Annotated in this window: 7 protein-coding genes and 4 pseudogenes; 9 read left to right on the plus strand and 2 right to left on the minus strand. The window is 71.8% G+C overall.

Annotated features, from left to right (window positions below):
* Positions 1 to 2680, plus strand: a pseudogene (locus tag ACLEQD_RS08695) (DEAD/DEAH box helicase); the annotation flags it as partial.
* Here ACLEQD_RS08695 and ACLEQD_RS08700 read toward each other — a convergent pair.
* Positions 2661 to 3716 carry a lipase family protein gene (locus ACLEQD_RS08700; protein ID WP_410383044.1) on the minus strand — a complete coding sequence of 352 codons (1056 nt, stop codon included), beginning with the start codon at positions 3714 to 3716 and terminating at the stop codon, positions 2661 to 2663. The pseudogene ACLEQD_RS08695 and the gene ACLEQD_RS08700 overlap by 20 nt on opposite strands.
* 251 nt (positions 3717 to 3967) lie before the next feature.
* On the opposite strand from ACLEQD_RS08700, the gene ACLEQD_RS08705 reads away from it, so the two are divergent.
* Complete coding sequence (locus ACLEQD_RS08705) at positions 3968 to 4942, plus strand: NADP-dependent oxidoreductase (protein WP_410383045.1); 975 nt, start codon at positions 3968 to 3970, stop codon at positions 4940 to 4942.
* A gap of 3 nt (positions 4943 to 4945) precedes the next feature.
* On the opposite strand, the gene ACLEQD_RS08710 is transcribed toward ACLEQD_RS08705, so the two are convergent.
* Entirely contained in the window at positions 4946 to 5236 is a 291-nt protein-coding gene (locus ACLEQD_RS08710) for a hypothetical protein (protein WP_410383046.1), read from the minus strand.
* Between the two features lie 228 nt (positions 5237 to 5464).
* Between ACLEQD_RS08710 and ACLEQD_RS08715 the strand changes: the two genes are divergently transcribed.
* The 7 genes and pseudogenes from ACLEQD_RS08715 to ACLEQD_RS08745 all read left to right on the plus strand — a co-directional run.
* Positions 5465 to 7333 (plus strand): fatty acyl-AMP ligase, encoded by a 1869-nt coding sequence (locus tag ACLEQD_RS08715; RefSeq protein WP_410383047.1) that lies wholly within the window; start codon positions 5465 to 5467, stop codon positions 7331 to 7333.
* Between the two features lie 17 nt (positions 7334 to 7350).
* Positions 7351 to 8829: pseudogene (locus ACLEQD_RS08720) on the plus strand (condensation domain-containing protein); the annotation flags it as partial.
* Between the two features lie 68 nt (positions 8830 to 8897).
* On the plus strand, positions 8898 to 12791 hold the full coding sequence (locus ACLEQD_RS08725; protein ID WP_410383048.1) for an amino acid adenylation domain-containing protein: 3894 nt from the start codon (positions 8898 to 8900) through the stop codon (positions 12789 to 12791).
* Positions 12689 to 18499: an amino acid adenylation domain-containing protein gene (locus ACLEQD_RS08730; protein ID WP_410383049.1), complete on the plus strand. Its 5811-nt coding sequence runs from the start codon at positions 12689 to 12691 to the stop codon at positions 18497 to 18499. Before ACLEQD_RS08725 ends, ACLEQD_RS08730 begins: the two co-directional genes overlap by 103 nt.
* 270 nt (positions 18500 to 18769) lie before the next feature.
* A pseudogene (locus ACLEQD_RS08735) lies at positions 18770 to 22218 on the plus strand (amino acid adenylation domain-containing protein); the annotation flags it as partial.
* A 294-nt stretch (positions 22219 to 22512) separates the two neighbouring features.
* Positions 22513 to 24705 carry a condensation domain-containing protein gene (locus ACLEQD_RS08740; RefSeq protein ID WP_410383050.1) on the plus strand — a complete coding sequence of 731 codons (2193 nt, stop codon included), beginning with the start codon at positions 22513 to 22515 and terminating at the stop codon, positions 24703 to 24705.
* Positions 24675 to 26738 (plus strand): annotated as a pseudogene (locus ACLEQD_RS08745) (non-ribosomal peptide synthetase); the annotation flags it as partial. The gene ACLEQD_RS08740 and the pseudogene ACLEQD_RS08745, both read left to right, overlap by 31 nt.

Below are 26738 nucleotides of genomic sequence, written 5' to 3' on the forward strand. Positions count from 1 at the left end.
CCCGCCTCCCTGGCCTCGCGCCCCGGCGCCGCGCCGAAGCCGGAGCGGCTGGTGTACCGCTTCAAGCGCGTGGACGGCGGCCTCCAGCTGGAGCGGCTGGTGGTCCGGCCGGACAACACCGCCAGGCTCCTGGCCCGGAGCCTGGCGTCCGTGCTCCAGAACCCGGTGGAGGCCGCGCGCATCCACGTGGACCCGTGTGACCTGCTCGCGGACAGGCTGCTCGCGCAGCCCACGCGGGGCGCGCTGCCGCAGAGCAAGCTGGACGCCCTGCTGCACGTGCTGGAGAAGGCGCGCACGGTCATGTTCGACGGGGCGTTCGTCTCCGTCTCCAGCGAGCCGCTCCTCCCCCGCGTCACCGTGGAGGACCGGGGCGAGCAGACCGTGCTCAAGGTGGAGAGGGATCCGCGCATCACCGAGCTGGTGAGCCCCGGCGTCGCGCTGGCCGCCGGAGCGCTCTGCCGGCTGGGCGAGCAGCCCCTCACGGGCGCGCGGCTGGAGAACCTGCCCCAGGAGCGCGCCTTCTCCCGGAGCAGCTGGCGGACCTGACGGGCAAGGTGCTGCCGGACTTCGCGCGGCGCATGCCGGTGGACGTGAAGAGCCGGCGGCTGCCGCCCATCGACCGGACGCTCAAGCCGCGCATCTCGCTGGAGCTCGACAAGCTCGACGCGGGGCTCTCCGTGCTGCCCACGCTGGTGTACGGCTCCCCTCCCACCGCGCGCATCGACAACGGGCGGCTGGTGTACCTCCAGGGCGCCGCGCCCGTGCGCGACGAGCCCACGGAGACGAAGCTCATCCACCAGCTGAGGGACGAGCTGAACATGGCGCCGGGCCGGCGCGTGACGGTCCACGGCAAGGAGGCCGTGCAGCTCGCGGACAAGCTGCGCAAGTGGCGCGGAGGCCTCACGGGCAACGCCGCGGGCGTGGTCAGCCCCGACGTGAAGCTCAAGCCGCTGCTCACGCTGGACACGGCCACCAGCGACGCGGGCGTGCCGCGCGTGGGCTTCTCGCTCGACTTCCAGGTGGAGGGCCTGGGCCCTGGCGAGAAGCGCACCGTGGACGCGGGCGCGGTGATGCGGGCCTGGGAGGAAGGCCTGGGGCTGGTGCCGCTGGAGGGCGGAGGCTGGGCGCCCCTGCCCACGGGCTGGCTGAGGGTCCACGGCCAGCGCGTGACGGACCTGCTGGCCGCGCGCGAGCGGGACGGCCGGCTCGCGAACCACGCCATCCCCCAGCTCACCGGCCTGTGCGAGGCCCTGGAGCACCCCGCCCCGCCCGTCATGGAGCGGCTGGCGCCCCTGGTGCAGGGCTTCCAGAAGCTGCCCGAGCCCCAGCTCCCGAAGGACCTCACCGCGACGCTGCGCCCCTACCAGTTGCAGGGCGTGAGCTGGCTCACCTTCCTGCGGCAGGCGGGGCTGGGAGGCGTGCTCGCGGACGACATGGGGCTGGGCAAGACGCTGCAGACCATCTGCACGCTGGGCAAAGGAACGCTGGTCGTGGCGCCCACGAGCGTGCTGCCCAACTGGGAGGCGGAGGTGAAGCGCTTCCGCCCGTCGCTGAAGGTGTCCGTCTATCACGGCGTGGGGCGCACGCTGGACGAGTCCGCGGACGTGACGCTCACCACGTACGCGCTCCTGCGCCTGGACGCGGCCCTCCTGGCGGCGAGGACGTGGGACACGGTGGTGCTGGATGAGGCGCAGGCCATCAAGAACCCGGACAGCCAGGTGGCGCGGGCGGCGTACGAGCTGGACGCGGGCTTCCGCATCGCGCTCAGCGGCACGCCCATCGAGAACCGGCTCGAGGAGCTGTGGAGCCTGATGCACTTCACCAACCGGGGCCTGCTGGGCGGGCGCAAGGCGTTCGAGGAGCGCTGGGCCCGGCCGGTGTCGGAGAACCAGAAGGGCGCCGCGGAGGCCCTGCGCGCGCGCATCCGGCCCTTCGTGTTGCGCAGGCTCAAGCGCGACGTGGCGCCGGAGCTGCCCCGCGCACGGAGGCCGTGCGGCACGTCACCCTCACCGAGCAGGAGCGCGCCGTCTACGACGCGGTCCACGCCGCGACCCGCGAGGAGGTGGTGTCGCAGCTCGAGGAGGGCGGCAGCGTGATGAAGGCGCTGGAGGCGCTGCTCCGGCTGAGGCAGGCCGCCTGTCATCCGGCGCTGGTGCCGGGGCAGCAGGCGAGGACGTCCTCGAAGGTGCAGGCGCTGGTGGAGGCGCTCGGCACGGCGGTGGCGGACGGACACAAGGCGCTGGTGTTCTCACAGTGGACGTCGATGCTGGACCTCATCGAGCCCGCGCTGAGCGAGGCGGACATCGCCTTCATCCGCCTGGATGGCAGCACGGCGAACCGCGGCGCGGTGGCGACGTCCTTCCAGGACGCGAAGGGAGCGCCCGTCATGCTCATCTCGTTGAAGGCGGGAGCGACGGGGCTCAACCTCACCGCGGCGGACCACGTCTTCCTGGTGGATCCGTGGTGGAACCCGTCGGTGGAGGCGCAGGCGGCGGACCGGGCGCACCGCATCGGGCAGCAGCGGCCGGTGATGGTCTACCGGATGGTGTCCCAGGGCACGGTGGAGGAGAAGATCCTCCTGCTCCAGGAGAAGAAGCGGGCCCTCTTCGAGGCCGCGCTCGGGGGCGCCTCGGGAGGCACCGCGCTCACGCGCGCGGACCTCATGCAGCTCTTGGACTGACGGGCTCCGAAGCCGGCGACTCCGAAGCGGGCGCCGGCACGGGCTCCAGCAGCGCCTGCAGCACCCGCGCGTCTCCGAGATAGCGGTTGTGCGTCTCGCCCGACAGCCTGGCGCCCAGCGAAGCCTTCTGCTGGATGGGGCGGTGGATGAGCCGCGTGTCGTCCGCGCGAAAGGGGGTCTTCGTGCAGAACCAGTCCTCCTCCGAATAGAAGTCGAGCCACTGGATGAGCTGCTCATTGGCGGCGCACCGCTGGATCTCCTTGTCCAGCCAGTCCGCCCGGCGCGCGAGCAGCTCCAGGGGGCCGCCCAGCGTGACGAGCCGGATGGGGGTCCCGGACCTGGAGCGGAAGTCGGCGAGCACGTCCACTGCCATCGCGGCGCCGAAGCTGTGGGCCACCACGGTCACCCGCGAATACGTCCCGCTCTCGACGACGGCCCGGAGCGTGGCGCTGACGCGGCTGCGCAGCTCCGTGCGCAGGCCGACGACGCCGTTTCCCACCAGCGCATCGGTCAGGTAGCGATGGGCGAGGTTCGCGACATCCACGGCCCGGTGGACGGGGAGCGCGCCCATGACGATGGACAGGAGCACCCAGCCCTTCCAGCCGCCCAGGCTCGCGGCCACGGGCGCGACGACGCGGGCCAGGCCCTTGAGCATCGCGTTCGCGGCGCTCACGGTGGTGTCCGGCAGCGCCATCGCCGGGAAGGTCGGGTCCTGCTGCAGGGCGGAGAAGAACAGCAGCAGCGTGGACAGGTACCAGTACAGCAGGAAGACGAGCCCGACGAGGTGGCTGGACGTCAGCACCTTGCGTCGCAGGAAGCCCTTCCAGACGCGGGAGAAGCCCCAGTAGACCAGCAGCTCCAGCCCGCCCAGCACGCGGGCCCGGAGCCCCATCCGGGTGAGCGACGGGATGAGGTCCGCCCAGAACGCTTCATAGACATCCACGGAGCGCTTCGCGCCGTCCTCGTGACGCGTGACCTGGAACTGGAGGCCGCTGGCACCCTGGATGGTGATGGGCCCCTGCTGCGTGACGACCACACCCTCGGGGACCTTGAGCAGTCCTTCGGTCAGCAGGCCCGGCCGGAGTCCCGCTGCTTGGAGTCCGAGCCATGGATGAGGACGATGGCTTCCTTGCCTGAGTGCATGTTTCCCCCGTGAAGCCAGGAGCCGCCAGGATGCCCGATTCACGAGGGAGGGGATAGGCGCCGGGGGGACTGCGCCTGCTGGTCGTGGCACGCGGAGTGCGCATCGTCTCCGAGGACAGGCATTCCCCGTGAAGGAGTCACAGCATGCCAGCAAGCATTCCCGACAAGATGAAGGCCGCAGCGCTCGACCGCTTCGGCGGTCCAGAGGTCCTGGGCATCAAGACCGTCTCCGTGCCCACCTGCGGCGAGGATGAAGTCCTCGTCCGCGTCGCGGCGGCGGGCATTGGCGCCTGGGACTGGATGGAGCGCGAGGGCCAGATGGCCGAGATGATCCCGGGCGGTCCGAAGTTCCCCTACGTGCCTGGAGCGGACGGAGCGGGGGAGATCGTCGCCGTGGGCAAGAACGTGAAGGACCATCAGGTCGGCGACCAGGTCTATGGCTCCGCGTTCATGAGCAGCAAGGGAGGCTTCTACGCGGAGTACGTCGTCGTGAAGGCGGACCAAGCGGCGAAGATTCCCAAGGGCCTGAAGGTGGAACAGGCGGCGACGCTCGCCGCGGACGGACTCACCGCGCTGGAGGGCCTGGAGGATCACCTTCATCTCAAGGCCGGAGAACGCCTGCTCATCTTTGGAGCCAATGGTGGCGTTGGCCACATGGCGGTGCAATTCGCGAAGCGGCTGGGAGCCAAGGTGCTGGCGGTGGCATCGGGAGAGGACGGGGTGGAGCTGGCCCGGAGGATCGGCGCGGACGCGGCCGTGGATGGCCGCAAGGGAGACCTCGCCAAGGCCTGCAGGGACTTCGCGCCGGACGGCTTTGACGCGGCACTGGTGCTGGCGAGCGGCGACGCCGCGGAGAAGGCGCTCCAGCACATGAGCAAGAAGGGGCGCATCGTCTGGCCGAACGGAGTGGAGCCGGCGCCCAAGGTCCCTGAAGGCATCCAGGCCAAGGCCTACGACGGCATCCCCGGCGGCGACGTCTTGAAACGCATGAACGCGCTGATTGAAGCCGGCCCGTTCCACCTGGAGATCGGCCGCATCTACGCGCTGGAGGAAGCCGCGAAGGCCCAGCAGGAGGTGCTCAAGCACCACCTGGGCAAGTACGCGATCCGGATCCAGTGACCCTCAATGGGGTTCCGTGCCCTCCGTGGCGGTGCTGAGCAATCGCATCGCCACGGAGCGGCATTCGGAGCAGACGACCCCGCTGCGCTCCCAGTGCACCTGTGCCTCCAGCTCACCGGGATCCGCGGAGCCCTCATCCAGCCGCCGGACCAACGCCGCGAGCGCCTCCGCGGGATCGCCAGCCACGTCATCCGAGGGGTCGAGGAGGTCCTGCTCCCCTTCCAGCACCAGGCTGAAGCGGTAGTACACCGCATGGGCCGCGATGACGCGCCCGCACGTCGCACAGGTCTTCACTCGCGGTCCGGTCATGGTGACCAGGATAGCGGCGAAGAACCCTGGCCGCCTGAGCGAAAGACAAACTCCAAATCCCAACCGGAGCGCGCCACACCGAGTGGAATCCCCCAACATCCATTGGAGGTTGGAGGAAGGACACGACTTGCCTAATGTCCGGATTGACAGCAACAGCTGAACTCCAAGGTGCTTGGCCAGCTCGGTCCGGGCCACGCATGAGGAAGCCCGAGCATGAAGCCCTCCGTTGCTGCCGCTGGCATCTCGACCCTGCCGACCCTGCTCGAGGAGCGCACGGAACAGGGCCCCACCACGCCCCTGTTCACCTTTGTCGGGGACGAGGACAGCGAGCGGGAGTCGATGGACAGGGCCACGCTCCTGCGGCGGGCACGGGCCATCGGCGCGGACCTCCAGCAGCACGCAAGGCCCGGCGCGCGCGCGGTGCTCATCTATCCCCCAGGATTGGAGTACGTCGCCGGCTTCTTCGGCTGCCTCGCGGCGGGCATGGTGGCGGTGCCTGCATATCCACCGGATCCGCTCCGGCTCGAGCGCACGCTGCCGCGACTGCAAGCCATCATTCAGGATGCCCGGGCCACGGTGGTGCTCACCACCTCCTTCATCGCCTCCATGGCGGAGGCCCTCTGCGAGTTGGCGCCGGAGCTGCGGGCGCTGCGCTGGGTCGCCACCGACGCGCTGCCGGAGGGAGCGGAGGCGGGCTGGCGGAGGCCGCCGCCGCGGGCGGACTCGCTGGCCTTCCTGCAGTACACCTCCGGCTCCACCGGGACGCCCAAGGGGGTGGAGCTCACCCACGCCAACCTCCTCCACAACCTCGGCCTCATCCACGGCGCGTTCCGCATGCGCGCGGACAGCGCGGGCGTCATCTGGCTGCCGCCCTACCATGACATGGGGCTCATCGGCGGCATCCTCGGCACGCTGTACGGAGGCTTCGCCACCACCCTCCTGTCGCCGTTGACCTTCCTGCGGCGGCCGCTGCGCTGGCTGGAGGTGCTCTCTCGCAACCACGGCACCATCAGCGGCGGGCCCAACTTCGCCTTCGACCTGTGCGTGCGAAAGACGACCGAGGCCGAGCGCGCCTCCCTGGACCTGAGCCACTGGGAGGTGGCCTTCTGCGGCGCCGAGCCCATCCGCCCGGAGACCCTGGAGCGCTTCGCCCAGGCCTTCGCCCCCAGCGGCTTCCGCCGCGAGGCCTTCTACCCCTGCTATGGCCTGGCCGAGGGCACCCTCATCGTCTCCGGCGGTGAGGTGAGCGCGCTCCCCGTGCGGCAGTCCCTGGACACGCGCCGGCTGCGGGAGGGCCGTGCCGAACCGGCCGGGCCCGGGCAGCCGCACAGCCAGACCCTGGTGGGCTGCGGGCACTCGCTCCAGGACCAGGAAGTGCGCGTGGTGCACCCGGAGACGCGCGTGCCGTGCGCTTCCGGTGAAGTGGGCGAGGTGTGGGTGAAGGGCCCGAGCGTGGCCCGGGGCTATTGGGGCCGTCCCGAAGACACCGCGCGCGACTTCCAGGCGCGCACCTCCGACGGCGCCGGGCCGTTCCTGCGCACCGGGGACCAGGGCTTCCTCCAGGGCCAGGAGCTCTTCATCACCGGCCGCATCAAGGACCTCATCATCGTCCGAGGCCGCAACCACCACCCCCAGGACCTCGAGCTGACGGCGGAGCGGGCTCACGCCACGCTGAGGCCGGGGTGTGGCGTGGCCTTCTCGGTGGAGGTGGAGGCAGAAGAGCGGCTCGTGCTGGTGTACGAGGCGGACACGCGCCGGCAGCCCGTGGCGGTCGAGGAGGTCGCGCGCGCCATCAGCCAGCAGGTGGCCACGGGGCATGAGCTGCGGCTGCATGCGCTCACCCTCATCGCTGCTGGCAGCCTGCCCAAGACTTCCAGCGGCAAGCTCCAGCGCCGGGCGTGCCGCGCGGCCTTCCTCTCTGGCGAGCTGCAGGAGGTGGCCTCCTGGCGCGAGCAGCAGGCCGACGTGCCCGAGCTGCCGCCCGCCACCCGCACGCGCGACGCCGCCGGGTCCGAGGCGCTGCCGGCGACGCCGGGAGGCCCTGGAGGAGTGGCTGCGGCCGCGGCTGGCCCCGCCGGCTGAATGTGGCCCCCCAGGCGGTGGCGCGGGATGAGCCGCTCACCCGCTACGGCCTGGACTCGCTGGCGGCGGTGGAGCTGACGTACGAGGTGGAGCAGGGCCTCGGCGTGGCGCTGCCCCTGCATGTCGTGCTGGGCGGGTCCACGCTGGCCGAGCTGGCGGGGCGGCTCGCCGGCGCGCGCCGGGACTCCACCGGCGCCCTGCCTCGTGCCTCCCGCGAGCAGTCCCTGCCCCTGTCCTTCGCCCAGCAGCGGCTGTGGTTCCTCGACGAGCTGGAGCCGGGCGGCGCGCTCTACAACATCCCCGCGGCGGTGCGGCTGCGCGGCGTGCTGGATACCTCCGCCCTGGAGCGCACCTTCGCCGAGCTGGTCCGCCGCCACGAGTCGCTTCGCACCACCATCCACTCCGAGCACGGACTCGCCTCCCAGCGCATCCACCCCGAAGTCCACGTGGCGCTGGCCCGGGTGGACCTGGGCGCGCTTGCCCCTGAAGAGCGTGAGGCCGAGGTGCTGCGCCGGGCCTACGAGGAGGCCCTGCGCCCCTTCGAGCTGACGCGCGGCCCGCTGCTGCGCACCACCCTGCTGCGCCTGTCCGACACCGAGCACGTGCTGGTGCTGTGCATGCACCACATCGTCTCCGACGGCGGCTCCATGGGCGTGCTGGTGCGCGAGGTGGCCTCCCTCTACGCGGCCTTCCGCCAGGGCCTGCCCTCGCCCCTGCCCCCGTTGCCCGTCCAGTACGCCGACTACGCCCTCTGGCAGCGCCAGTGGCTGCGGGGTGAGGAGCTGGAGCGCCAGCTGTCCTGGTGGAGGCAGCAACTGGCCGGCGCTCCCGCTCACCTGGACCTGCCCACCGACAAGCCGCGGCCGCCCGTGCGGGACCACCGCGGCGCCAGCGTCCCGGTGCGAGTGCCCGCCGCGACGTGGGAGGCGCTCAAGGCCCTGGCCTGGCAGGAGGGCGTCACCCCCTTCATGCTCCTGCTGGCCGCCTTCCAGGTGCTGCTGCATCGTCACTCAGGGGAGGAGGACCTCAGCGTCGGCGCTCCCATCGCGGGCCGCTCCCGCCCGGAGACGCAGGGCCTCATCGGCTTCTTCGTCAACACGCTCGTGCTGCGCACGCGACTGGAGGGCAACCCCTCCTTCCGCGAGCTGCTGCAGCGGGTGCGAGCGACAACGCTGGGCGCGTTCGCCCACCAGGATGTGCCCTTCGAGAAGCTGGTGGAGCAGCTTCGGCCCGCGCGCGACCTGGGCCGCGGCCCCCTCTTCCAGGTCATGCTCGTGCTCCAGCCGGATCCCCTGCCGGCCCTCTCCCTCCCCGGGCTGACGCTGGACCCCGTGGAGCTGGAGAGCCGCACCGCGCAGTTCGACCTCAAGCTCTCCCTCGCCGAGTCCGCGCAGGGACTGGCGGGCTCACTGGAGTACGCCACCGGCCTCTTCGAGCCCGCGACCCTGGTGCGCCTCGTGGGCCACCTGCGGCGGCTGCTGGAAGGTGTCGTCGCCCGGCCCGAGCAGCGCATCGCCGAGCTGCCCCTGCTCACCGAGGCCGAGCGCCACCAGGTGCTGGTGGCGTGGAACGACACCGCGCGCCCCTGGCCACCGACACCTGCATCCACCACCTCTTCGAGGCCCAGGTGGCTCGCACGCCGGAAGCGCCGGCCCTGGGCTTCGAGGACAGCTGGCTCTCCTACCGCGAGCTGGAGGAGCGCTCCAATCAGCTGGCCTGGCACCTGCGCTCGCTCGGCGTCGGCCCCGAGGTGCGCGTCGGGCTGTGCGCGGAGCGCTCCCTCGAGTTGGTGGTGGGCCTCCTCGCCATCCTCAAGGCCGGCGGCGCCTACGTCCCCCTCGACCCCGCCTACCCCCGCCAGCGCCTGGAGTGGATGCTGGAGGATGCGCGTCCCGCGGTGCTGCTGGCGCAGCCCGCCCTGATGGCGCACCTGCCGGAGGCGCCGGGGGCCTGCGTGGTGTCCCTGGCCCTCGGGGACGCGTCGCTGCGCGCCCTGCCCACGCACCCGCCCGCCGCCCTGGCCACGCCCGACAACCTCGCCTACGTCATCTTCACCTCCGGCTCCACCGGCCGCCCCAAGGGCGCCATGAATGCCCACCGCGCCGTCTGCAACCGCCTGCTCTGGTTGCAGCAAGTGGATGGGCTGGGCGCCGACGACGTCGTGCTGCAGAAGACGCCCTACAGCTTCGACATCTCCGTCTGGGAGTTCTTCTGGCCGCTCATCACGGGCGCGCGCCTCGTGGTGGCCCGCCCCGGTGGCCACCAGGAGCCCGACTACCTGCTGCGCCTCATCCACGAGCAGCACATCACCACCACGCACTTCGTGCCCTCCATGCTCCATCCCTTCCTGGAGCAGCCCGGCCTGGAGCGCTGCTCCAGCCTGCGCCGGGTGGTGAGCGGCGGTGAGGCACTCTCCCCCGAGCTCGCCTGGCGTTGCCTGCGGCGGCTGCCCTCCGCCCAGCTGCACAACCTCTACGGCCCCACCGAGACCGCCATCGAGGTCACCTCCTTCCACTGCCAGCCCCAGCACGGCCTGCGCTCCATCCCCATTGGCCGCCCCATCTCCAATGCCCTCATGCGCATCCTCGATGCGCACCTGCGGCCGGTGCCCGCGGGCGTGCCCGGAGAGCTCTTCATCGGCGGCATCCCGGTGGGCCGCGGCTACATCGCCCGTCCGGAGCTCACCGCCGAGCGCTTCGTGCCGGATCCGTTCTCCCCCGAGCCGGGTGCCCGTCTCTACCGCACCGGAGACCAGGCGCGCTGGCTGGCCGATGGCGACATCGAGTACCTGGGCCGGCTCGACTTCCAGGTGAAGGTGCGCGGGCTGCGCATCGAGCTGGGGGAACTCGAAGCGGCCCTGGAGCAGCACCCCCAGGTGCGCCAGGCCGTGGTGGTGGTGCAGGAGGGCGCCTCGGGCGACAAGCGGCTGGTGGCCTACGGGGTGCCGCCCTCGGGTGGGCAGCCGCCCTCCCCCTCCGAGGTGCGTGACTTCCTCAAGACGAAGCTGCCCGAGTCCATGCTCCCCTCGGCCTTCGTGCCCCTGGAGGCCCTCCCGCTGACGGCCAGCGGCAAGGTGAACAGGAAGGCGCTGCCCGCTCCGGACCTGTCCCGCGCCGAGCCGCGCTCCGCCTACGTCGCGCCCCGCGACGACGTGGAGCAGCGCCTGTGTGACAGCTGGGCCCAGGTGCTCGGGCTGAAGCAGGTGGGCATCCACGACAACTTCTTCGAGCTGGGTGGCGACTCCATCATCAGCCTCCAGGTCGTCGCGCGTGCGCGCCAGGCCGGCCTCGCCCTCTCCACCCGCCAGCTCTTCCAGCATCAGACGGTGGCGCAGCTCGCCCGGGTGGTGGAGTCCACATCCCAGGCGCTCGGCGAGCAGGGCCCCGTCACCGGCCTGGTGCCACTCACCCCCGTCCAGCTCCAGCTGCTGGCGCACGACGCGGTCCACGTCCACCACTTCAACCAGGCCGTGCTCCTGGCCTCGCGTGAGCCGCTGGAGGCCGCGCTCCTGGAGAAGGCCCTCGCGCGCGTGGTGGCCCACCACGACGCCTTGCGCCTGCGCCTGCGCCGGCACGAGGGCGAGTGGCGGCAGGACAACGCCAGCCCCGACGAGGCGTCCGTCCACCTGCTCCAGGTGGACCTCTCCTCCACGCCCACCTCCGAGCAGCCCGCCGCGCTCGAAGCCGAGGCCTCGCGCCTGCAGGCCCGCTTCGTCCTGGCGCAGCCGCCCCTGCTGCGCGCCGCCCTCTTCCTGCTCGGGAACGGCCAGCAGCGCCTGCTGCTCGTCGCGCATCACCTGGTGGTGGATGCTGTCTCCTGGCGCGTGATCCTCGAGGATCTCGAGTCCGCCTATCTCCAGGCGGGGCTCCCCCCCAAGAGCACCTCGTTCCAGTCCTGGGCTCGCCGCCTGCACGCCCATGCCCACTCCGAGGCCCTGCGGGCCGAGGCGCCGCTCTGGTTGGACGCGGCCCGCGCGCAGGTGGCCCCGCTCCCCACCGACGCCTCCGGCCCCAACACCCACGCCTCCGAGCGCTCCGTCTCCATCCGCCTGGATGCCGGGGAGACGAAGCTGCTGCTCCAGGAGGTGCCCGCCGCCTGGCGAGCCCACATCAACGACGTGCTGCTCTCCGCCCTGGCCCGCGCCCTGGGCGAGTGGACCGGCCAGTCCCACGTCCTGGTCCACCTCGAGGGCCATGGCCGCGAGGAGCTCTTCGACGACGTGGACCTCTCACGCACCGTGGGCTGGTTCACCTCCTTCGTCCCCGTGCTGCTGCCCGTCTCCGCGAGCGACTCGGTCGGTGAGGGCCTGCGCGGCGTGCGCGACGGACTGCGCCGCCTGCCCCACCACGGCCTGGGCTTCGGCCTGCTGAAGTGGCTGGGGCCGACGGACCTCGCCCGGCAGCTCCAGGCACTTCCCGCGCCGCAGGTCGCCTTCAACTACCTCGGCCAGCTCGATGGCACGGTCGCCGCCAGCCGTCTGTTCTCCATGAGCCCCGAGCCCACGGGGCCTGCCGCCGCGCCTTCGGACTCGCGCCTGCATGCACTGGAGCTCAACGGCTCCGTGCTCGACGGGCAGCTCCAGTTCTCCTTCGGCTACAGCACCCACCTGCACCACGCGGCCACCATCGAGTCGCTGGCGCGGCGCTTCGTCCACCACCTGCGTGCCCTCATCTCCCTGCGCGCCTCCGAGGACGCCCGCCGCTTCTCCCCGGGCGACTTCCCCCTGGCGGGCCTCTCCCGACAGTCGCTCGAGCCGCTGCTGCGGCAGACCGGGCCCGACCTCGAGGACCTCTACCCGCTCTCCCCCACCCAGCAGGGCATGCTCTTCCACGCCCGGCTCGCGCCCGGCGGAGGCCACTACTTCGAGCAGCTCACCTGGGCCATCCGCCCGCTGGATGTCGCGGCGCTGAAGCAGGCCTGGGAAGCCGTGGTGGCGCGCGAGCCGGTGTTCCGCACCCGCTTCGTGTGGGAGGGGCTGGAGCAGCCGCTGCAGGGGGTGTCCCCGAAGGTGGAGCTGCCCTGGCGGGAGCTGGACTGGCGGCAGGTGCCGGCCCTGGAGCGGCCGGCCCGGTGGGAGTCCTTCCTCCGCGAGGAGCGGGAGCGTGGCTTCGACCTGGGACAGGCTCCGCTCTCGCGGCTGACCGTCATCCGGATGGCGGAGGAGGACTGGCACTGCGTCTGGAGCTTCCACCACCTGCTGATGGACGGCTGGAGCGTGGGCGTCGTGCTGCGGCGGCTCCTCGGGTCCTACGAGGCCGCGGCGCGAGGACAGGCGCTCCGGCTGGAACCCGCGCCGGCCTTCCGCGACTACATCGCCTGGCTGGGACAGCAGGACACGGCCAGCTCCGAGCCGTGGTGGCGCAAGGCGCTGGCGGGCTTCACCGCGCCGACGCGCTGCCCGGGGCGAAGCCGGTCCCCGCGGGCGCGGCGGTGGTGGAGGGTGGAGAGCGGGTGCTGAAGCTGCCCGCGAACGTCACGGCGGCGCTGCAGGCCTTCGCGCGGCGGCACGAGCTGACGGTGGGCACGCTGGCGCAGGGCGCGTGGGCGCTGATGCTCTCCCGCTACAGCGGCGAGGAGGACGTGCTCTTCGGCGTCACCGTCTCCGGCCGTCCGCCGGAGCTGCCCGGTGTCGAAGAGAGGGTGGGGCTGTTCATCAACTCGCTGCCCGCGCGCGTCCAGGTGGAATCGGGGACGGAGGTGGTGCCCTGGCTCCAGCAGCTCCAGGCGCGGCAGGTGGAGCTGCGGCAGCACGAGCACTGCCCGCTGGTGCAGGTGCAGTCGTGGAGCGACGTGCCACGCGGGACGCCGCTCTTCGAGTCGCTCTTCGTCTTCGAGAACTACCCGCTGGACGCGGCCCTGACGGAGCGCGCGTCCGGGGTGGCCATTACGAACGTGCGCATGCGGGAGCGCACCCACTATCCGCTCGTGCTCGCGGTGGTCCCGGGCGCGGAGCTCCGCCTCCAGCTGACGTTCGACACCGCCCGTTACGACGAGGCGACGGCCGCGCGGCTGCTGGAGCACGTGCGGCTGGCGCTCGAGGGGCTTGCCTCGGGTGAGGCGCGCCGGTTGCGCGACCTCTCCTTCCTCCAGGAGCAGGAGCGCCAGCAGGTGCTGGTGGCGTGGAACGACACGCGCGCGCAGTACCCGCGTGACACGCCGCTCCACGTCCTCTTCTCCCGTCAGGCCGAGCGCACTCCCGACGCGGTCGCCCTCGTCCTCGGCGACGCGCACCTGACGTACCGCCAGCTCGACGCCCTCTCCAATCAGCTCGCAAGCCACCTGCGCACCCTCGGCGTCCGCCACGGCTCGCGCGTCGCCCTCTGCCTGGAGCGCTCCTTCGAGCTCATCGTCTCCCTCCTCGCCATCCTCAAGGCCGGGGGTGCCTACGTCCCGCTCGACGCCTCCGACCCTCGCGAGCGTCTGGCCTCGATGCTCCAGGACGTCGGCGCCCACCTGCTGCTCACCCAGCCTTCCTTCGCCGACGCACTCTCGCCGCTCTTCCCCTCCTCCTTCGTCTTCGGTCCCGACTGGCGCGCGCGGCTCGCCGCCTGGCCAGACGCTTCCCCCGACGTGCCCGGCGTGGGCGGCGACAGCCTCGCCTACGTGATGTTCACCTCCGGCTCCACCGGCCGGCCCAAGGGCGTCTGCATTCCTCACCGCGCCGTTGCGCGGCTGGTGCTGGGCACCTCCTACATGCGCTTCGGGCCCCAGGAGGTCTTCCTCCAGCTCGCCCCCGTCGCCTTCGATGCCTCCACCCTGGAGCTCTGGGGCTCGCTGCTGCACGGCGCTCGCCTCGTGCTGCCGCCTCCCCACGCCCTGTCACTGGAGGAGGTCGCGGGCCTGCTGCGGCGCCACGGCGTCTCGGCGCTCTTCCTCACGACGGCCCTCTTCGCCCAGATGGTGGAGCACCACGGCGAAGCACTGGGAGGCGTGCCGCAGGTGCTGGCGGGTGGCGAGGCCATGCCCATGGCCCGTGCTCGCGAGCACCTGCTGCGCATGCGCCAGGGCACGCGCTTCCTTCACGTCTATGGCCCCACGGAGAACACGACGTTCTCCACGTCCCAGTCGCTGGCGCCCGCGACCCCTGTCGGCGCTTCGCTCCCCATTGGCGGCCCCATCTCCAACTCCACGGCCTACGTGCTGGACAGGGCCCTGCACCCGGTGCCCGTGGGCATGCCCGGCGAGCTGTATGTGGGCGGCGAGGGCCTGGCCTGGGGCTACCTCCACCGCGCGGACCTCACCGCGGAGCGCTTCCTCCCCAACCCCTTCGGCACGGAGCCCGGCGCGCGCCTCTACCGCACGGGCGACCAGGTGCGCTGGCTGGCGGACGGGACCCTGGACTTCCTGGGCCGCACCGACTTCCAGGTGAAGCTGCGCGGCTTCCGCATCGAGCCGGGCGAAGTCGAGGCCGCGCTCCGCCAGCTGCCCGGTGTGCGTGACGCCCTCGTCCTGCTCCGCGAGGACGTGCCCGGAGACAAGCGCCTCGTCGCCTACGTCGTGCCGGGCACGCCTTCCGCGCTCACCGCGGCCGGACTCCGTGCCGCCCTGCTCGAGCACCTGCCCGAGTCCATGGTGCCCGCGGCCTTCGTGCGTCTCGAGTCCCTGCCCCTCAACGCCAACGGCAAGGTGGACCGCGAGGCCCTGCCCGTGCCCGACGCGTCCGCCGTGGCCCGCGCCCCCTCGCGTCCGCCTTCCACGGACACCGAGCGCCAGCTCGCCGCGCTCTGGGCCGACGTCCTCAAGCTCGACACCTTCGGCGCGGAGGACGACTTCTTCGCCCTGGGGGGACACTCGCTGCTCGCGACCCAGGTCGTCTCCCGGGTCCGCGCGACGTTCGGCGTGGAGCTGCCGCTGGCCGAGTTCTTCACCGCACCGACCGTCGCCGCGCTCGCGGAGCGGGTGGAGGCCCGGCGTCAGCGCGGAGCACCTTCCGCGCCGCCCCTGGTGCCGGTGCCGCGCACCGGGCCGCTGCCGGTGTCCTTCGCCCAGCAGCGCCTGTGGTTCCTCGATCAGCTCCAGCCCGGGAGCGCCTTCTACAACGTGCCCGGAGTGGTGTGGCTGGAGGGCGAGCTGGACCTCCGTGCCTTCGAGCAGGGCCTCACCGCGCTGGTGGATCGCCACGAGGTGTTGCGCACCACCTTCCCACGCGACGGCGATGTGCCCGTCCAGGTCATCCATCCCACGGCGCCGCCGCCCCTGCCCCTCATCGACCTGACGCACCTCGCGCCCGAGGAGCGCGAGCGCGAGGCCCAGCGTCTGGCCATCGAGGAGGCTCAGCGCCCGTTCGATTTGACGAACGGGCCCGTGGTGCGAGTGCGCCTGCTGCGGCTGGAGCGCACACGGCATGCCCTGCTGGTCACGCTGCATCACATCGTCTCGGACGGCTGGTCCGTGGGCGTGATGGTGCGCGAGCTGGCGGCGCTCTACCGGGCCTTCCTCTCCGGCCAGCCGGCCCCGCTGCCCCCGCTGCCCGTGCAGTACGCGGACTTCGCCGCCTGGCAACGCCAGTGGCTCCAGGGCGAGGTCCTCCAGTCCCAGCTCGACTTCTGGCGCAAGCAGCTCGCCGACATGCCCGCCGCGCTGGAGCTGCCCACCGACAGGCCTCGCCCGGCCATCCAGTCCTTTCGAGGCGCCTCGCTCCCCGTCAGCCTGCCCCGGTCCCTCTCCGACGCCGTGCAGGCCCTGGCATGGCAGGAGGGCGCCACGCCCTTCATGGTGCTGCTGGCTTCCTTCCAGCTCCTGCTCTCCCGCTACTCCGGACAGGACGACGTCGTCGTTGGCTCCCCCATCGCCAACCGCAACCGCGCCGAGACGGAGGGCCTCATCGGCTTCTTCGTCAACTCGCTCGTCCTGCGTGCCCGCATCGACGCTCGCGCGTCCTTCCGCGCCCTGCTGCGTCAGGTGAAGCAGTCCACCCTGGCCGCCTACGCGCACCAGGACGTCCCCTTCGAGAAGCTCGTCGAGCAGCTCCAGCCACGGCGCGACCCGAGCCGCTCGCCGCTCTTCCAGGTCCTCTTCGCGCTGCAGAACACGCCCATGGGCGCGATGGAGCTGCCAGGCCTGCGGCTGCGCCTCCAGGAGCTCGAAGCCGCGACCGCGAAGTTCGACCTCGACTACAGCCTGACGCAGACGGCCGAGGGGCTCACCGGCACCCTCGGCTACAGCACCGACCTCTTCGACGCGGCCACCATCTCCCGGATGATGGAGCACCACCGCGTGCTCCTCGAGTCGCTGTGCGCCGAGCCCGACGCGCCCCTCGACACCCTCTCCCACCTGACGCCCGCGGAGCGCCAGCAGGTGCTGGTGGCGTGGAACGACACGCGCGCGGAGTACCCGCGCGACACGCCGCTCCACGTCCTCTTCTCCCATCAGGCCGAGCGAACTCCCGACGCGGTCGCCCTCGTCCTCGGCGACGCGCACCTGACGTACCGCCAGCTCGACGCCCTCTCCAATCAGCTCGCAAGCCACCTGCGCACCCTCGGCGTCCGCCACGGCTCGCGCGTCGCCCTCTGCCTGGAGCGCTCCTTCGAGCTCATCGTCTCCCTCCTCGCCATCCTCAAGGCCGGGGGTGCCTACGTCCCGCTCGACGCCTCCGACCCTCGCGAGCGTCTGGCCTCGATGCTCCAGGACGTCGGCGCCCACCTGCTGCTCACCCAGCCTTCCTTCGCCGACGCACTCTCGCCGCTCTTCCCCTCCTCCTTCGTCTTCGGTCCCGACTGGCGCGCGCGGCTCGCCGCCTGGCCGGACGCCTCTCTCGACGTGCCTGGCGTGGGCGGCGACAGCCTCGCCTACGTGATGTTCACCTCCGGCACCACCGGGCGTCCGAAGGCCGTTGCCATCGAGCACCGCTCCGTCCTGCGCCTCTTCCACGGCATCCACTACGCCCACCTCGGCCCCGAGGAGACCTTCCTCCTCATTGCCCCCATCTCCTTCGACGCCTCCACGCTGGAGGTCTGGGGTCCGCTGCTCTTCGGGGGCAGGCTCGTCGTCTTCCCGCCCCAGTCCCCCAGTGACCTGAAGCTGCTCGCCCACGTGCTGCGCCACCACGGCGTCACCACCCTGCACCTCACCGCGGGCCTCTTCGCGCAGATGGTGGACCTGGAGTTCGACAGCCTGCGGGGCCTGCGGCAGCTGCTCACCGGCGGCGACGTCGTCTCCGCGCCTCACGTCCGCCGCGCCATCGAGGAGCTGGGCATCCCCGTCACCGCCTGCTACGGCCCGACGGAGAGCACGCTCTTCACCTCCTGCCACCGCATGACGCGGCCGGAGCAGGTGGGCACCTCGGTGCCCATCGGCCACCCCATCGCCAACACCCGGGTGTACCTGCTCGACGCGCGGCTGCGGCCGGTGCCCGTGGGCGTGCCGGGTGAGCTCTTCATCGGGGGCGACGGCCTGGCGCGCGGCTACCTCTCCCGCCCGGAGCTGACCGCGGAGCGCTTCATCCCCGACCCCCTCTCCTCGCGCCCCGGAGAGCGCCTCTACCGCACGGGAGACCTGGCGCGCTGGCGGCCGGACGGGGTGCTCGAGTTCCTCGGCCGTATCGACAACCAGGTCAAGGTGCGCGGCTTCCGCATCGAGCTGGGCGAGGTGGAGGCCGCGCTGCGCGCCCACCCGGCCCTCCGCGAGGCGGTGGCCGTGGTGCGCGAGGACGTTCCGGGTGACAAGCGGCTGGTGGCCTACGGCGTGCCCTCCCCGGAGCAGCCGGCCCCGGACGCGGATGCGCTGCGCGCCTTCCTCGCGCAGCGGCTGCCCGGCTTCATGGTGCCCTCGGCCTTCGTGGCGCTGGAGGCCCTGCCGCTCACCCCGAACGGCAAGGTGGACCGGAAGGCCTTGCCGGTGCCGCAGGCCGTTCGCAGCGAGGAAGGCTTTGTCGCCCCCCGGACGCCGCTGGAGCAGGAGCTCGCCGCGATCTGGGCGGAGGTCCTCGGCCTGGACAAGGTCGGCATCCACGACAACTTCTTCAGCCTTGGCGGCCACTCGCTGCTGGCGACCCAGGCGATCTCCAGGCTGCGCGCGCGCTTCGGGGAGGACCTGCCCCTGCAGGCGCTGTTCGAGGACCCGACCGTGGCGAAGATGGGCCAGCGGCTCGAACAGCGGTCAGCCCCCAGGCCGCGAACCGATGAGCCGGCGCGGACGGAACAGGAGTGGGTCGAGGAGCTGCTCTAGCCCCCTTCCCGCCCCGCGCGCCCATCAACTCCTTACGAAGGAACCCGCCTTGTCACCGTCCGACACCGCCGTCCGCACCACGCTTGACGACCTCCTGACCGAAATCGCCGCGGCCGGCGCGACGCTCGCGGTCGATGGATCGAACCTCCGGCTGGCGCGCCCAAGGGCAACATCAGCAGCGAGCTGCGCGAGCGCATTCGCGCCAACCGCGAGGCGCTGATCGCCTTTCTGGCCGCGCGCAACGCGAGGAGCGAGGCGCGGGTACCGCTGGTGCGCGTCGCGCGCGACAAGCCGCTTCCGCTCTCGTTCGCGCAGCAGCGGCTGTGGTTCTTGAACGAGCTGGAGCCAGGCAACCCGTTCTACAACGTCCCGGTGGCGGTGCGGATGCGCGGCCGGCTCGACATCGCGGCGCTGCATGCGAGCCTGAATGAAGTCGTGCGGCGCCATGAAGCCCTGCGCACCCGCTTCGTCGTGAGCGACGGCGCGCCGTTCCAGCAGATCATGCCGCACCTGGCGCTGACACTGGCGCAGGAAGACCTGAGCGCGCTGCCCGGCGGCGAGCGGGAAACCCAGGCGCTGGCGCGGATGCAGGAGGAAGCGCGCACGCCGTTCAATCTGGCCGAAGGACCGCCGATCCGCTTCAGGCTGCTGCGGCTGGAGGCGGCGGAACATCTGATGCTGCTCACCCTGCATCACATCGTCGCCGACGGCTGGTCGATGGGCGTGCTGGTGCGTGAGCTTGGCGCGCTCTACGCGGCGTTCGCGCAGAACCGTCCCTCGCCCCTTCCCGAGCTGCAAATCCAGTATGCGGACTTCGCCCAGTGGCAGCGCCAGGTGCTGTCCGGCGAGGAGCTGGACAGGCAGGTGGCGTACTGGAAGGCCAGGCTGGACGGGGCGCCGACGCTGCTGACGCTGCCCACCGACCGGCCGCGGCCGGCGACCCAGAGCCACCGTGGCGCCACGCATTCCTTCGAGGTGCCGCCCGAGGTCACCGCGGGTTTGCGCGCGCTGGGCCTGCGCTCCGGGGGGACGCTCTTCATGCCGCTGGCCGCCGCGCTCAATGTCCTGCTGTCGCGCTACAGCGGTCAGCACGACGTCTGCATCGGAACGGCCATCGCCAACCGCACTCGCGGCGAGCTCGAGCCTTTGATTGGCTTCTTCGTCAACACCCTGGTGCTGCGCACGCGCCTGGAGGACGACCCGAGCTTCCTGGACCTCGTGGAGCAGCTGCGGCGCACGGCGCTGGAGGCCTATGCCCACCAGGACCTGCCCTTCGAGCAGCTGGTGGACGTCCTGGCGCCGGAGCGGCATCTGAGCCACACGCCGCTGTTTCAGGTGATGCTGGGCCTGCAGAACGCGCCCATGGGACGGCTGGCCCTGCCAGAGCTGGTGTTGGAGCCCGACGCGGCGCGCAGCCAGACCGCCAAGTTCGACCTCTTCTTCGACTTCGCGGAGGCGGGCGAGCGACTGCGGGCCTTCATCGAATACAGCACCGACCTGTTCGACCGCTCGACCATCGAACGCATGGCGCGGCACTTCCTGGTGCTGGTGGAGGCCGCGGTCGCGCGGCCCCAGACGCGCATTTCACGGCTGCCGCTGCTGGATGCGGAGGAGCGCAAGTCGCTGCTGGCGGCGTGCAACGCGGCGTCGCACTACGAGGTGGAGGGCACGCTGCACGGGCTCTTCGAGGCGCAGGCGGCCCGCCGGCCCCAGGCGGTGGCGCTCACCCACGAGGGCCACTCCCTGGCCTACGGCGAGCTCAACGCGCGCGCCAACCGGCTGGCGCACCACCTGCGCGCCCTGGGCGTCGGGCCGACGTGCTGGTGGGCCTGTGCGCCTCGCGCGGCATCGACATGCTGGTGGCCCTGCTCGCCATCCTCAAGGCCGGCGGTGCCTACCTGCCGCTGGACCCGGACTATCCCGCGCAGCGGCTGCTGGGCATGCTGGACGACGCGCGGCCCGCCCTGGTGCTCACCCAGGAGTCCTTCGTGGAGCGCCTGGCCGGTGCGCGCCAGCCGCTGTGGTGCCTGGACCGGGACTGGCCGACGGTGGCGGGACTGCCCGACGCCAACCTCCCGCCGCTCAGCGGGCCCGGGCACCTGGCCTATGTCATCTACACCTCCGGCTCCACGGGCAAGCCCAAGGGCGCGCTGCTGCAACACGGCAACGTGCTGCGGCTCTTCCAGGCGACGTCGCAGTTTGGCTTCAGCGAGCGCGACGTGTGGAGCTTCTTCCATTCGCTCGCCTTCGACTTCTCGGTGTGGGAAATCTGGGGCGCGCTGCTGTATGGCGGGCGCGTGGTGGTGGTGCCCGACGCGGTGAGGCGCTCGCCGTCCGCCTTCCTGGAGCTGCTGTCCAGGGAAGGCGTGACGGTGCTCAACCAGACGCCCTCGGCCTTCTACCAACTGCTGGAGGCGGACGGGCAGTTGAAGCTGCCGCTGGCCCTGCGAAGCGTGGTGTTCGGCGGAGAGCGGCTGGACTTCCAGCGGCTGAAGCCCTGGTACGAGAGGCACGAAGCCGACGCGCCGCTGCTGGTGAACATGTACGGCATCACCGAGACCACGGTGCACGTGACGCACCATGCGCTGGGCTCGCGGGACGCGGAGAAGAGCGCGAGCCTGATTGGCGTACCCATTGGAGACCTGCGCGCGTACGTGCTGGACGCGCGGTGGGAGCCGGTGCCGCCGGGAGTCGCGGGCGAGCTGTACGTCGCTGGAGCGGGGCTGGCGCGCGGGTACTTGCGGCGGCCGGAACTGACCGCGGAGCGCTTCATCCCCAATCCTCACGGAGAAGCCGGCGAGCGGATGTACCGCACGGGGGATGCGGCGCGCAGGCTGGAGGACGGGAGGCTGGAGTACCTGGGGCGGTTGGACGAGCAGGTGAAGGTGCGCGGCTACCGCATCGAGTTGGGAGAGATTGAGGCGGCGCTGTCCTCCGTGGCCGGTGTGCGGCAGGCGCTGGTGATGGCACGGGAGGACCGTCCCGGCGACAAGCGGCTGGTCGCCTATGTGGTGCCGAGCGCGCAGGAAGAGGACGCACAGGACCGCTACGAGCTGCCCAACGGCATCCGCATCGCCCACCTCAACCAGCATGAGACGCGTGCCGTGTTCGAGGAGATCTTCGAGGAGGAGGTCTACCTGCAGCACGGCATCACGCTGGACGACGACTGCGTGGTGTTCGACGTCGGCGCCAACATCGGCCTGTTCACGCTGTTCGTGCACGACCGCTGCGCCCGCCCCCGCGTCTACTCCTTCGAGCCGGTGCCGCCGATGTTCGACGTGATGGCCCGCAACGTAGCGCTCCACGCGCCGGGCGCCACCGCCATGCCGTTCGGCCTGTCCGACCGCGAGCAGACCACCCAGATCCACTACTACCGCAACATGTCCGTCAACTCGGGCCTGTACGCGGATGCCCGGACCGAACGGGCGCTCACCGAGCGGTTCCTGAGGAACCAGTCGGAGGAGTCGGGCTCCTTCCTGGACGAACTGCTCGAAGGCAAGTTCGAGGCCGAGGTCCATCCCTGCCGCATCATCACGCTGTCGCAGGCCCTCCGCGAGACGGGCGTGGAGCGCATCGACCTGCTGAAGCTCGATGTCGAGAAGAGCGAACTCGACGTGCTGTCGGGCATCGAGCCCGGCGACTGGCCGAAGATCCGCCAGCTGGTCATCGAGACGCACGACATCGACGGCCGCGTCGACACCATCCGCCGTCTGCTGGCGGGCCACGGCTTCGGCTGCGTGGTGCACCAGAAGCGCGCCATGCAGGGCACGGGCGTCTACCAGATCTACGCCGTGCGCGAGCGCGACGCGCGGGCCCACGCCAACGGGCGTGCCGCGCCACACGTGGGCCTGCTCCAACGCCGCGCGGCGCCGTTGGCCGAAGCCGAGCAGGTCGCCGGCATGAACCAGGTGTTCGACCAGATCTACGGCCAGACGGCCACGCCGGACGACCTGACCTTCGACCTCTCGGGGTGGACCAGCAGCTATGACCGCCAACCCATCCCGGCCGCGCAGATGCACGAGTGGGTGGACCAGACGGTGGCGCGCATCCGCGCGCTCGAGCCGGAGCGGGTGTTGGAGATTGGCTGCGGCACCGGCCTGCTGCTGCACCGCCTGGCGCCGTCGTGCACGCGGTACTGCGGCACCGACCTCTCGGGCGTGGTGCTGGACAAGCTGCGCCGCGGCCTGGCCGCGCGCGAGCCCATGCCCTGCGAGCTCTCGCTGCTGCAGCGCCCGGCGGATGCGCTACGCGACCTGCCCGGCGGCCCCTTCGACACCGTGGTCATCAACTCGGTGGCGCAGTACTTCCCGAGCCTGGCCTACCTGGACACCGTGCTGGAGGGCGCGCTCGGGCAGCTCGGTGCGTCCGGCCACGTGTTCGTGGGCGACCTCCGGCACGCCGGCCTGCTGGAGCTGCTGCACGCCTCCATGGCCCTGCACCAGGCCGAGCCTGACGCCCGCGTCGGCGAGCTGCGGCAACTGGCGACGCAGAACGCTCGCCGCGAGGCCGAGCTGCTGGTCGACCCGGCCTGGTTCTTCGCGCTGCGCCGGCGCTTCCCGCGCATCAGCGGCATCAACGTCCTGCCCAAGCGCGGCCAGGTGGACAACGAGCTGACGCGCTTCCGCTACGACGTGATCATCTCCGTGGGCCAGGCGGCGGCCGAGCTCGCGCCGGACTGGCAAGGCTGGGAGAGCGAGGAGGCCGTGCGCCAGCGGCTCACGCGCGAGGCGCCGCCATCCCTGGCCGTGCGCGACATCCCGCAGGCGCGGCTCGCCTCGATGCGCGCGGCGCACGGCCTGCTGCACCGGATGGCCGATGAGGCGACGGCGGCCGAGCTCGCGCGCGAGCTGGACGCCCAGCCCCTGCCGGGCGTGGACCCGGTGCGCCTGGAGGCGCTGGCCGCCGAGCGCGGCTACACCGTGCGTTTCGCGCTCGCCTCGGGCGGCGAGGGAGGGCTGCACGCGGTGTTCCTGCGGGCGCCGCGCGCCATCGACTGGTCGGCCCTGTACCCGGCGGCGGGCGCGGACGACGCGTCGCTGCGCGCACTGGCGCACGAGCCGTACTCGGAGGAGCGGCAGGCCGGGTTGCAGCACACGGTGCTGGAGCGGCTGCGCGAGCAACTGCCGGCCTACATGGTGCCGGCGCACGTCGTCGTGCTGGACGCGCTGCCGCTCACGCCCAATGGCAAGGTGAACAAGAAGGCGCTGCCCGCACCCGACCTCACGCGCGGCGAGGCAGGCTACGTCGCGCCGCGCACGCCCATGGAGGAGGCCACCGCGCGCATCTGGGCGGAGGTGCTGGGCCTGGACCGCGTGGGCATCCACGACAACTTCTTCCACCTGGGCGGCCATTCGCTGCTGGCCACGCGCGTGATTTCCAAGGTGCGCGCGCAGCTGGAGGTGGAGCTGCAGCTGCGTGCCCTGTTCGAGGCGCCCAGCGTGGCCGAGCTGGCCGCGCGCATCGAGGCCGGGCGCGGCACGCGCCAGCGTGTGACGGCGCGCATCGAACCGGTGCCGCGCCAGGGCACGGCGCCGCTGTCCTACGCGCAGAACCGCTTCTGGTTCCTGGAGCAGTACCAGCCCGGAGTCCTGTCCTACAGCATGCCGGTGGCGCTCACGCTGTCCGGTGCCTGGGACGCACAGCGCCTCGCGCGCGCCTTCGACCTGCTGGTGGCGCGCCACGAGCCGCTGCGCACCACCTTCACCCACCGCTCCGGCGTGCCCGGGCAGGTGATTGCGCCACCAGCGCCCCTGCGCGTGGCGGTGGAGGACTTCAGCGGGCTCGGCGCGGCGCAAGCGAGCGACGCCGTCGCGCGCAGGGTTCGCGAGGAGGCGGCCACGCCCTTCCACCTGGAGCAGGGACCGCTGTTCCGCGTGCGCCTGCTCAAGGCCGCCGAGGGCGAGCACGTGCTGCTGCTCACGCTGCACCACATCCTCTACGACGGCTGGTCGTTCCGGGTGCTGCTGGAGGAGGTGATGCGGCTTTACGACGGCCTGCCGCTCGCGCCGCTGCCCATCCAGTACGTCGACTACTGCGATTGGGAGCGCCGGCAGTTCAGCGGCCCGGCGTTGCGCGAACAGCTCGACTACTGGAAGGAACAGCTCGCGGGCGCCCCCGACCTGCTGTCGCTGCCCACCGACCGGCCGCGTCCAGCGGCCATGACCTACCGCGGCAGGTGCACCGCGCCGCGCTGTCGCCCGCGCTGACGCGGCGCCTCGCGGCCCTGGGTGGTGCCTCGCGCGCGACGCTGTTCATGGTCATGGCCGCGGCGTTCAAGGCGCTGTTCCACCGCCTGACGGGGCAGAACGACCTGTGCCTGGGCAGCCTGTCGGCGAACCGGTCCTACGGCACGGAGAACCTGATCGGCATCTTCGCCAACATCGTCACGCTGCGCAGCACGGCCCGCGAGGACAGCTCGTTCGCCGACGTGCTGGACGCCACCGCGCGGCAGGTGCTCTCGGTGCACGACTACCCGTTGCCGTTCGAGCTGGTGCTCAAGCATCTGGTGGCCAGCCGCGACGCCTCGTACATGCCCTACGCGCAAGTGGTGCTCAACTTCTACGACGACGCGGAGCTGGGCGGCGCGCTCGATGACTTCACCTCGGCCGAGGGCCTGCGCATCGCCAGCCGGCCGAGCGAACTGGGCGTCCAGGCCGACTTCGAGCTCAAGGTCGAGATGCGCATGACGGGCGACCGGCTCCTGGTCGACTACGTCTACAACACCGACCTGTTCGACGCCGCGACCCTCGCGCGCTGGCACCACCACCTGGAGTGCCTGGCCGAGGCCGCATGCGACGCGCCTCAAACGCGCATTTCACGGCTGCCGCTGCTGGATGCGGAGGAGCGCAAGTCGCTGCTGGCGGCGTGCAACGCGGCGTCGCACTACGAGGTGGAGGGCACGCTGCACGGGCTCTTCGAGGCGCAGGCGGCCCGCCGGCCCCAGGCGGTGGCGCTCACCCACGAGGGCCACTCCCTGGCCTACGGCGAGCTCAACGCGCGCGCCAACCGGCTGGCGCACCACCTGCGCGCCCTGGGCGTCGGGCCGACGTGCTGGTGGGCCTGTGCGCCTCGCGCGGCATCGACATGCTGGTGGCCCTGCTCGCCATCCTCAAGGCCGGCGGTGCCTACCTGCCGCTGGACCCGGACTATCCCGCGCAGCGGCTGCTGGGCATGCTGGACGACGCGCGGCCCGCCCTGGTGCTCACCCAGGAGTCCTTCGTGGAGCGCCTGGCCGGTGCGCGCCAGCCGCTGTGGTGCCTGGACCGGGACTGGCCGACGGTGGCGGGACTGCCCGACGCCAACCTCCCGCCGCTCAGCGGGCCCGGGCACCTGGCCTATGTCATCTACACCTCCGGCTCCACGGGCAAGCCCAAGGGCGCGCTGCTGCAACACGGCAACGTGCTGCGGCTCTTCCAGGCGACGTCGCAGTTTGGCTTCAGCGAGCGCGACGTGTGGAGCTTCTTCCATTCGCTCGCCTTCGACTTCTCGGTGTGGGAAATCTGGGGCGCGCTGCTGTATGGCGGGCGCGTGGTGGTGGTGCCCGACGCGGTGAGGCGCTCGCCGTCCGCCTTCCTGGAGCTGCTGTCCAGGGAAGGCGTGACGGTGCTCAACCAGACGCCCTCGGCCTTCTACCAACTGCTGGAGGCGGACGGGCAGTTGAAGCTGCCGCTGGCCCTGCGAAGCGTGGTGTTCGGCGGAGAGCGGCTGGACTTCCAGCGGCTGAAGCCCTGGTACGAGAGGCACGAAGCCGACGCGCCGCTGCTGGTGAACATGTACGGCATCACCGAGACCACGGTGCACGTGACGCACCATGCGCTGGGCTCGCGGGACGCGGAGAAGAGCGCGAGCCTGATTGGCGTACCCATTGGAGACCTGCGCGCGTACGTGCTGGACGCGCGGTGGGAGCCGGTGCCGCCGGGAGTCGCGGGCGAGCTGTACGTCGCTGGAGCGGGGCTGGCGCGCGGGTACTTGCGGCGGCCGGAACTGACCGCGGAGCGCTTCATCCCCAATCCTCACGGAGAAGCCGGCGAGCGGATGTACCGCACGGGGGATGCGGCGCGCAGGCTGGAGGACGGGAGGCTGGAGTACCTGGGGCGGTTGGACGAGCAGGTGAAGGTGCGCGGCTACCGCATCGAGTTGGGAGAGATTGAGGCGGCGCTGTCCTCCGTGGCCGGTGTGCGGCAGGCGCTGGTGATGGCACGGGAGGACCGTCCCGGCGACAAGCGGCTGGTCGCCTATG

Origin of the sequence: Corallococcus sp. 4LFB (assembly GCF_046520365.1) — a bacterium.
GTDB lineage: Bacteria > Myxococcota > Myxococcia > Myxococcales > Myxococcaceae > Corallococcus > Corallococcus caeni.